Source organism: Brevundimonas sp., assembly GCF_023259385.1.
Classification (GTDB): domain Bacteria; phylum Pseudomonadota; class Alphaproteobacteria; order Caulobacterales; family Caulobacteraceae; genus Brevundimonas.
The window spans coordinates 1-8,737 of sequence record NZ_JAHFPF010000132.1; the positions used below are offsets into that span (position 1 = coordinate 1).

6 protein-coding genes and 1 tRNA gene are annotated in these 8,737 nt (G+C 70.5%); 4 read left to right on the forward strand and 3 right to left on the reverse strand.

Translation table 11 applies throughout. The features are described 5' to 3' along the window. Nucleotides 1-1,428, reverse strand: a 1,428-nt coding sequence (locus Q0C81_RS11120; RefSeq protein ID WP_291837551.1) for a gamma-glutamyltransferase family protein, incomplete at its 3' end; no start/stop codon positions are given. A gap of 184 nt (nt 1,429-1,612) precedes the next feature. Between Q0C81_RS11120 and Q0C81_RS11125 the strand changes: the two genes are divergently transcribed. Continuing rightward, a tRNA-Arg gene (locus Q0C81_RS11125) sits at nt 1,613-1,689 on the forward strand. 423 nt (nt 1,690-2,112) lie between these two features. Further along, a complete protein-coding gene (locus Q0C81_RS11130; protein WP_291837554.1) occupies nt 2,113-2,886 on the forward strand; it encodes an AraC family transcriptional regulator in 774 nt (257 codons plus the stop codon). On the opposite strand, the gene Q0C81_RS11135 is transcribed toward Q0C81_RS11130, so the two are convergent. Continuing rightward, nucleotides 2,878-3,957 (reverse strand): helix-turn-helix domain-containing protein, encoded by a 1,080-nt coding sequence (locus Q0C81_RS11135; RefSeq protein WP_291837557.1) that lies wholly within the window; start codon nt 3,955-3,957, stop codon nt 2,878-2,880. The two genes, Q0C81_RS11130 and Q0C81_RS11135, sit on opposite strands and share 9 nt — an antisense overlap. Nucleotides 3,958-4,084: 127 nt before the next feature. Between Q0C81_RS11135 and Q0C81_RS11140 the strand changes: the two genes are divergently transcribed. Next, nucleotides 4,085-5,248 carry a DNA cytosine methyltransferase gene (locus Q0C81_RS11140; protein ID WP_291837560.1) on the forward strand — a complete coding sequence of 388 codons (1,164 nt, stop codon included), beginning with the start codon at nt 4,085-4,087 and terminating at the stop codon, nt 5,246-5,248. Nucleotides 5,249-5,319: 71 nt separating this feature from the next. Further along, a complete protein-coding gene (locus Q0C81_RS11145; RefSeq protein ID WP_291837563.1) occupies nt 5,320-5,751 on the forward strand; it encodes a surface-adhesin E family protein in 432 nt (143 codons plus the stop codon). A gap of 60 nt (nt 5,752-5,811) precedes the next feature. Here Q0C81_RS11145 and gyrB read toward each other — a convergent pair whose 3' ends face one another. Next, a complete protein-coding gene (gene gyrB, locus Q0C81_RS11150; protein ID WP_291837566.1) occupies nt 5,812-8,250 on the reverse strand; it encodes a DNA topoisomerase (ATP-hydrolyzing) subunit B in 2,439 nt (812 codons plus the stop codon). Nucleotides 8,251-8,737: the final 487 nt, after the last annotated feature.

Here is an 8,737-nt window from a genome sequence, read left to right on the forward strand (position 1 = left end):
GTCCAGCACGATGATGGGCGACATCGACGAGCGCGGCCGCTTGCCCGCCGCCACCGCATTGGCCGCGGGGCCGCCGTCGGCGCGTGCGGGCGAGAAGGAGAAGTCGGTCAGCTGGTTGTTGAGGAAGAAGCCCGCCGCCATCCGGCCCGAGCCGAAGATGCTCTCGACCGTGGTGGTCATGCTGACCGCGTTCCCGGCCGCATCGACGATGACCATGTGGCTGGTGCCCGCGGGCTCACGCGTGGCGTCCGGTCCGGTCAGCGCTCCGCCCGGCGGCGTGCCCGGCTGGGCGGCGCCGGTCAGGCCGGGGGCCAGGGCCGCGCGTGAGGCGACATAGGCCGGGTCCAGCAGCCCCTGCACCGGCACACCGACAAAGGCCGGATCGCCGACATAGCGGTCGCGGTCGGCGTACATCAGCCGCTGCAGCTGGGCGAAGGCGGTCCAGGCGGCGACGCTGTCGGGGCCGGCGTCGATGTCCGGCGTACGCTCGGCCATGGCCAGCAGCTGCAGCACCGCCACGCCCGAGGACGGCGGCGGCGGCACGCAGACCACATAGATGCGGTAGGGGCGGCACAGGGCTCCACGCTCGATCGGCTGGTAGGCGGCGATGTCGGCGGCGGTCAGGGCGCCCGGGCGGGGGTCCTGCGCCACCGTGGCGGCGATCTCGCGCGCGATGCGGCCGCGGTAGAAGACCTCTGTCCCCTGCGCCGCCAGATCAGCGACGGTGCGGGCGTACTCGGGGTTCTTCAGGGTGTCGCCGGCGACGTAGCGGGATCCGTCCGCCTTGGTGAAATAGGCGTCGGCCCAGCGGGTGCGAGCCTGCCCCCGGGTCAGGGCGATCATGCCGGCGAGGCGCGGACTGACCGTGAAGCCGTCCCGGGCCAGACGCTCTGCGTCGCCGAACAGGGCGCTCCACGGCAGGCGGCCGTGTTCCTTCTGGGCCATGGCCAGCATGGACACCGCGCCGGGCGCGCCGGTCGAGCGGCCGCTGAGCACGGCGGACATGACGTCGAGCGGCTGACCGTTCTCGTAGAACAGTTCGGGCGTCGCGGCGGCGGGGGCGGTCTCCCGGCCGTCGTAGCTGGTCACCTCGCCCGTGGCGGCGTCATAGACCATCATGAAGGCGCCGCCGCCCAGGCCGGACGACTGGGGCTCGACCAGGCCCAGCACCGCCTGAACGGCCACGGCGGCGTCGACCGCCGAGCCGCCCGCGTTCAGGACCCGCATGCCCGCCTCCACCGCCAACGGATTGGCGGCGGCGATGAACGGCCCCTTGGCCTGCGGGGCGACGGGAGCCTGGACCGCCGCCACGGACGCGGGCGCCGGGGCGGCGGGAGCGGTCCAGCCCGTACAGCCCGACAGCGCCATCCCGAGAACGACGGCGGTCGCCGCCAGCACACGCAAGGGACGGGTCGGACGAAACGGCATGGAGAACTCGGCTGATGCGGCGGGGAGGAACGCCCTAAATCGGGGCGGCACCCTGCCGCTTCAACGCTCCGAACGAAACCCCTGACGCGCCCGCCATGAAATCGTCCCGGAAAACAGTCGATCCGGGTCTTGCCCCCCCGGCATACGTGGGGTAGAGACCCGCCCTCGCCGTTCGCGGCCGTGCGCACCCGTAGCTCAGCTGGATAGAGCACCAGACTACGAATCTGGGGGTCAGGAGTTCGAATCTCTTCGGGTGCGCCATTCGCTTCTTCTGGATCCGTGATCCAGGCCGGAGCCATCCCTTCCAGACATGACGATCCCGGCTCACGCCTTCAGCGCACCGCGTTCTGAAGGTGTCCCGGCGGCGTCCGCCGCGACACGCGACCCAGGCTATGCGGCGGCGGCGATGAGGGCGTTGTCGATCTCGTCAGCGCGCCGGGCGGCGAGGCGCTGGAGATGGGGTCCGGACAGCGGGCGAACACAGGCCTTGCCAGACGCCTCGCCGAGCCGCTCGCCATGCCCGTCCGTCCCAACCGCTTGTCCCGGCGTTCCACCGTCGGCGTCTCGCTTTCCTGTTTCAGCATAAGGACTTGCGAGGATCCCGCGGCGTCCGGCATGGTCCCCCGCCGGCATCGGGCGGGGACCCGTTCCGCGGCCACGGCGGCCTGATGAATGGGGAGCAGTATGAGCGCGTATCAGGGGGCTTCCACGGCGTCGGCCGACGCCGGACCGGCCTCCTGGGTCTTCCTCGATCGCGAGGCCCTCTCCGCGCCGGATGCTGGGTCGGAAGAGCGCGTCGGCCTGGTGGTCGACGGGCGCGGTGATACGGCGCGGCTGCGCATGGGCGCGCTGTCGGCGCTGGAGCCCGAACCCGACGGCGGCGGGCGGCTGATCCTCGCCACGGACCGCGCCTCGGCGCCGAAATGGCTGGCGGACCTGAAGCCCCCGCGCCCGGTTACGCCCTCGGCCTTCACCACCCTGATCATCAACCTGATCGAGGAGTTGGCCGGGCTGGCCGCGAGCCCCCGCGCCGACGACGCCTCCGTGGTGGTGGAGTCCATCCTGATGCTGGCGCGAACCGCCCTGGAGCGGCCTCCGGAGCCGGCCGCCCCAGCGGGGATGGCGGGCGATCCGGAGATGCTGGCCGCCGCGCGGCTGATCGAGGAGCGGCTGCTGGATCCGGACCTGGACGCCGGCAGTCTGATGCACGCCCTCGGCCTTTCGCGCTCCAGCCTGTATCGGGCGTTTCAACCCGTCGGCGGGGTGCAGGCCTACATCCGGCAAAGGCGGCTTGAGCATGCCCGCGACCTGCTGATGCGCCGGACTGGACCGCGTCCGACCGTGAGCGAGGTGGCCCAGGCCTGCGGCTTCGCCAGCGATTCCCACTTCAGCCGCGCCTTTCGCAAGGCCTTCGGCTCATCGCCCGGCGCCCGGCGCGAGAGCGAACCGTCAGGCTGAGCGCAGGACCCGCGGCGCGCGCGCGCCGAGCGTCGTGCGGCCGCGCAGCCAGTTGACCACCATGTCGTGCCGGAAGGGGCCGCGCGGGGTCTCGGCGAGGGCCCGGGTCTCGAGCCGGCGCGCCGCCATCTCTCCCGGCGCATGGCCGAACCGTTCGCGGTACAGGCGGGCGAAATGGGCCGCGCTGGCGAAGCCGTGGCGATAGGCGACCTCGGCCACCGTCTGGCGGCGCGGGTCCCGGCCGCCGAGCGCCGCCCGCGCGCCGTCCAGTCTCAGGTCCAGCATGTAGCGGCGCAGGCCGCCCGGGGCGAAGGCGCGGAACAGGGTGGTGCGCGACACCCCCGACGCGGCCGCGATGTCCTGCACCGTCACCTGGGGGTCGAGCAGCCGCTGGCGCATGAAGCGGGTCGCGCGGTGGCGAACCGTGGCGTGGATGGCGGACAGTTGCTCGGGCGTGGCGGTGCTGTGACGGCCCACGGCGCGTTCGGCGATGAGCAGGGCGGCCTCGACGGCGGCCGCGCCCTCGTCATGGCGCAGGCCCGAAGCCGTATCGGCCAGCAGGCACAGGTGGCTGGCCAGAAGCCGGCCCATCGGATTGTCGGGCGAGATCGCCAGCCCGTGAATCCCGCCGTCGCGCATCCACAGCGGCGCGGCGATGCGGGGGATCATCAGGGTGACCAGATCGATGGCCTCGGCCCGGGACACCGACGGCCGCGAGAGATCGCGGAAATGGATCGATCCGGCCGAAGAGCGGATATCGGCGCCGTCGGCGTCGCCGACCAGCGGCGCGAACAGGACGAAGACGTTGATGGCGTCCAGCCCGGACGCGCGCACCGTGCCGGCTGTGCGGCGCAGGGTCTGCGGCACCGAATAGCCGCGCGCGATGCTGCCGTTGTCGAAGACCGAGCCCATGGTGCGGCTGACGAAGCCGGCGCGGGCGTCCGGGTCGACGCCCTCGACGTCGTAGATGTCACGCATGCTCTGGTGATAGCCGTCGAACGCATCCGGGTCGGACTGCGTCGTGACGTCCCACGAATACGAGACGGGGCGGGAGCGATCGTCGACCGGCACAGGGGACTCCAGAACGCGCCGAGAAAGCCACGTTTCCGTTGTCGGATCAACGCACTTCGCCTTCCGGGCGGGTTTGGAGGGCGCTCTGGTGGACCCGGCGCCGCCGAGGCCGCAGACTGTGCGCCGAATGATCGAATCGCCCCGCTCCGCCGCCTTCGAGGCCTATGAGTTCTTCGCCGGCGGCGGGATGCTCCGCGCCGGGCTGGGCGAGCGCTGGCGCTGCACCTTCGCCAACGATATCGACCCGCAGAAGGCCGTCGCCTATCGCGCCAACTGGGGTGGCGAGGAACTGGCGGTCGGCGACATCGGCGCGGTGACGCCCGCCGACCTGCCGGGGCAGGCCGATCTGATGTGGGGCTCCTTCCCCTGCCAGGACCTGTCGCTGGCGGGCGCGGGGGCCGGGCTGGGCGGAGCCCGCTCGGGGACCTTCCACGCCTTCTGGGATCTGGCCAGAGGCCTGGCGCGCGAGGGCCGGGGCCCCAGGATCGTGGCCATCGAGAATGTCTGCGGCGCCCTGACCTCGCGGGGCGGGCGGGATTTCGAGATCCTGTGCCGGACCTGGGATGAGGCGGGCTACGCCGTCGGGGCCCTGGTGATCAACGCCGACCGCTTCGTGCCCCAGTCGCGGCCGCGTCTGTTCGTGATCGGGGTGCGCGGCGACGTGGCCATCGACCCGGCCCTGCTGGCCGACGGACCGGAAGCGCCCTTCCACCCGGCCAATCTGCGGCGGGCGACGGAGCGGCTGCCCGAGGCCCTGCGCCGGCGGATGCTGTGGTGGCGGCTGCCCGAACCGGTCGAACCGGTGGCCGGCCTGGCCGCCGTGACCGAAACGGACGGCGCTCACCTGAACTGGCATTCCGAGGCGCAGACGGCGCGGCTGCTGAGCCTGATGTCGCCGGTCAACCGGGCCAAGGTCGAGGCCGCGCGCGCGGCGGGCGGGCGTCAGGTCGGCGCCCTGTACCGACGCACCCGGCGCGACGCGGACGGCCGCCGGCTGCAGCGGGCCGAGGTGCGCTTCGACATGGCCGGCTGCCTGCGCACGCCGGGCGGCGGCTCCAGCCGCCAGACCCTGCTGGTGATCGAGGCGGGGCGGGTGCGTTCGCGGCTTATGACGGCGCGGGAGACCGCCCGGCTGATGGGGCTGCCGGACGCCTATCGCCTGCCCGGCTCGTACAGCGCCGCCTGCAAGCTGACCGGAGACGGGGTGGCCGCGCCGGTGGTGCGGCATCTGGCCCGCTGGCTTTTCGAACCGCTGGCGGGAACGAAAGGCGCGGCCCGCGAGGCGGCCTGAGCTCACTCCGCTTGCCAAACGCCGCGTCTGGCGCATCATGGCGGACAAAGAGGATCTGGGGAGATCATCCAATGAAATTCATGCTGATTGCCGCGGTCGCCCTGGCCACGACGGCGACGCCTGTCCTGGCGGAAAACTGGCAACCCTATTCGAGGACCGCGGCGCGGGCCTATCTGACCGACGTGGACAGCATCGTCGTCACTGACGCGATCACGTCGATCCGCGCCGCCTCGGTGCCGATGACGGCGCCGCCGGGCGACCTGACCCATACCGAAGAGACCTATCAGTTCGACTGCGCGGCCGGAAAATGGCGGACCGCCGGGTCCAGCGAGTTCGAGGCCGACGGCACCCACGAGGACTATCCCGAGGAGGGCGCCGCCTGGGAGCCCCTGCGGCCGAACACCAATCCCGACTTCCTGAAGCAGATCGCCTGCGACGGCTCGCGGTCGAGCTCAGGCTCCTTCCCGACGATCCGGGCCTTCATCGAAGCCGGACGGCCGTAGCCCTTCTGAGCGGAACGGAATCCAGGCCTCGATGGACGCTGCCCATCGAGGCCGATTTCGTTAGGCGTCGACGGCGGCGTCCAGGGCGTTTTCCTGGATGAACTCGCGGCGCGGTTCGACCACGTCGCCCATCAGCTTGGCGAAGAGGTCGGAGGCCTCTTCCTCGTGCGCGACATTGACCTGCAGCAGGGTGCGGGCGTTGACGTCCAGCGTCGTCTCCCACAGCTGCTCGGGGTTCATCTCGCCCAGGCCCTTGTAGCGCTGGATGGCGATGCCCTTCTTGCCCGCGTCCAGAACGGCCTCGAGCAGGTCGAGCGGACCGCGGATGGTCACCGACTTGTCCTTGCGGCGGAAGACGGCGGGCTTGTCGAACAGGCCCTCGAAGGCGGTGGCGCGTTCGGCCAGACGGCGGGCGTCCAGCGACCGGATCAGGGCCTCTTCCAGCACGATGCGCTCGGTGACGGCGCGGCGGACGCGTTCGAAGGCCACAGCCCCCTGGGCGCCCGGACCGCCGGTCCACGGACCGTCGCCCTCCTCGGCATAGAGGTTCAGGCGGGCGGCGGCCTTGACCGGATCCCCGCCCGCTTCCGCGAACAGGCCGGCCAGAGCCGACTGTTCGATGGCGAAGGTCGGCGCGCGCTGGCTGAGGCGATCGACCCCGGCCTTGAAGGCCTTGGCCTCGCGCACCAGCGCCTGCAGGTCCAGGCCGGTGCGGCGCTCGCCCGTGGGCAGGTCCAGCTCGGCGTCGGAGGAGCCTTCCTCAATGAGGTAGGAGTCCATCTCCGTCTGGTCCTTGAGGTAGCGCGACTGCTTGCCCTTGGAGACTTTGTAGAGCGGCGGCTGGGCGATGTAGACGTGGCCGCGTTCGATCAGCTCCGGCATCTGACGGTAGAAGAAGGTCAGCAGCAGGGTGCGGATGTGGGCGCCGTCGACGTCGGCGTCCGCCATCAGGATGATCTTGTGGTAGCGCAGCTTGTCGGCGTTGAAGTCGTCGCGGCCGATGCCGGTGCCGAGCGCCAGGATCAGGGTGCCGATCAGTTCCGACGACAGCATGCGGTCGAAGCGGGCGCGCTCGACGTTCAGGATCTTGCCGCGCAGGGGCAGGACGGCCTGGTTCTCGCGGTTGCGGGCCTGTTTGGCCGAGCCGCCGGCGGAGTCGCCCTCGACGATGAACAGTTCGGACTTGGCCGGATCGCGTTCCTGACAGTCGGCCAGCTTGCCGGGCAGGGAGCTGATCTCCATCGCCGTCTTGCGGCGGGTCAGGTCGCGCGCCTTGCGGGCGGCCTCACGGGCGGCGGCGGCCTCGATGATCTTGCCGACCACCAGCTTGGCCTCGACCGGGTGTTCCTCGAACCAGGTGGCGAGGCCTTCCTGGCACAGCCCCTCGACGGCCGGGCGGACCTCGGACGAGACCAGCTTGTCCTTGGTCTGGGAGCTGAATTTGGGATCCGGAACCTTGACCGACAGGACGCAGGTCAGGCCTTCGCGGGCGTCCTCGCCGGAGACCGAGACCTTCTCCTTCTTGGCCGCGCCGGCGGCCTCGATATAGCCGCCCATGACGCGGGTCAGGGCCGCGCGGAAGGCCGACAGGTGGGTGCCCCCATCCCGCTGCGGGATGTTGTTGGTGAAGCACAGCATGGTCTCGTGGTAGCTGTCGTTCCACCAGAGGGCGAGATCGAGCTCGATGCCCTCCTTCTTGCCGCGGATGACGATGACGTCCTTGAGGATGGGCGACTTGGACTTGTCCAGGTGGCGCACGAAGGCTTCGACGCCGCCCTCGTAGTGCAGGATCTCCTCGAACTTCTCGGCGTGCCGGTCGTCGCGCAGCTTGATGACCACGCCCGAGTTCAGGAAGGCCAGCTCGCGCAGGCGGTGCTCCAGCGTCTTCAGGTCGAAGTCGATGTGCGAGAAGGTGGTCAGCGACGGGAAGAAGGTGACCTGGGTGCCGGTCAGAAGCTCCCCGGCCTTGGCGCCCTCGGTGCGGATGGGGGCGTCGCCGGTGACCTTCAGGCTCTCGGCGGTGTCGCCGCGCTCGAAGCGCATCTCGTGGCGCTTGCCTTCGCGGAAGATGACCAGCTTCAGCCAGTCGGACAGGGCGTTGACGACCGAGACGCCGACGCCGTGCAGGCCGCCGGAGACCTTGTAGGAGTTCTGGTCGAACTTACCGCCCGCGTGCAGCTGGGTCATGATGACCTCGGCCGCCGAGACGCCTTCCTCGGCGTGGATGGCGGTGGGGATGCCGCGGCCGTTGTCGGTGACGGTGACCGAGCCGTCGGCGTTCAGGATGACCTCGACCAGGTCGGCGTGACCGGCCAGGGCCTCGTCGATGGCGTTGTCGACCACCTCATAGACCATGTGGTGCAGGCCGGAGCCGTCGTCGGTGTCGCCGATATACATGCCGGGGCGTTTGCGCACGGCGTCCAGGCCCTTGAGGACCTTGATGGAGTCGGCGCCGTATTCGGCCGGGGCGACAGCGTCGTCGGGGGTCTGATCGGTCATTCAATCGGTCGGTAAAGCGGCCCGGCGAAGGGCCCGGAAGGCGGCGCGAATCCGATCCGCGCCGAAGCAGTCAGAATATAGGAAATTTCCACGGGAATGCGAGGTTTTAAGGGCGTTTCCGGTGGGCGGATCGCCCCCCTTCGGACCGGCGCCGGGGCCCCGCGCCCGTGCATCCGATCGTCGAGGGTTCGGGCGGTGAAAACGCGTTTCCAAAGTCGGCTAAAACATAAACTACGATATCCGCGAAGGCCGGGATGGGCGGAGTCTAGCGGAGCCCGCTTCCAAGGCGGACTTAGGTCAGCGAGCGGAAGATTTTCACTTAAAGAACAGAGCCTTGTGCAGCACCAATGTGCGAGTTCAGGATGAACCGCCGCGTATCTTTTGAGGATGGAGGTCCGGATCTCCCTCCCCCTTGTGAGGAGGGATGTCGGCGCGCCGGCGACGACAGGGTGGGGTGCGTATCCGAGCGCTCGGTTCCCCACCCGTC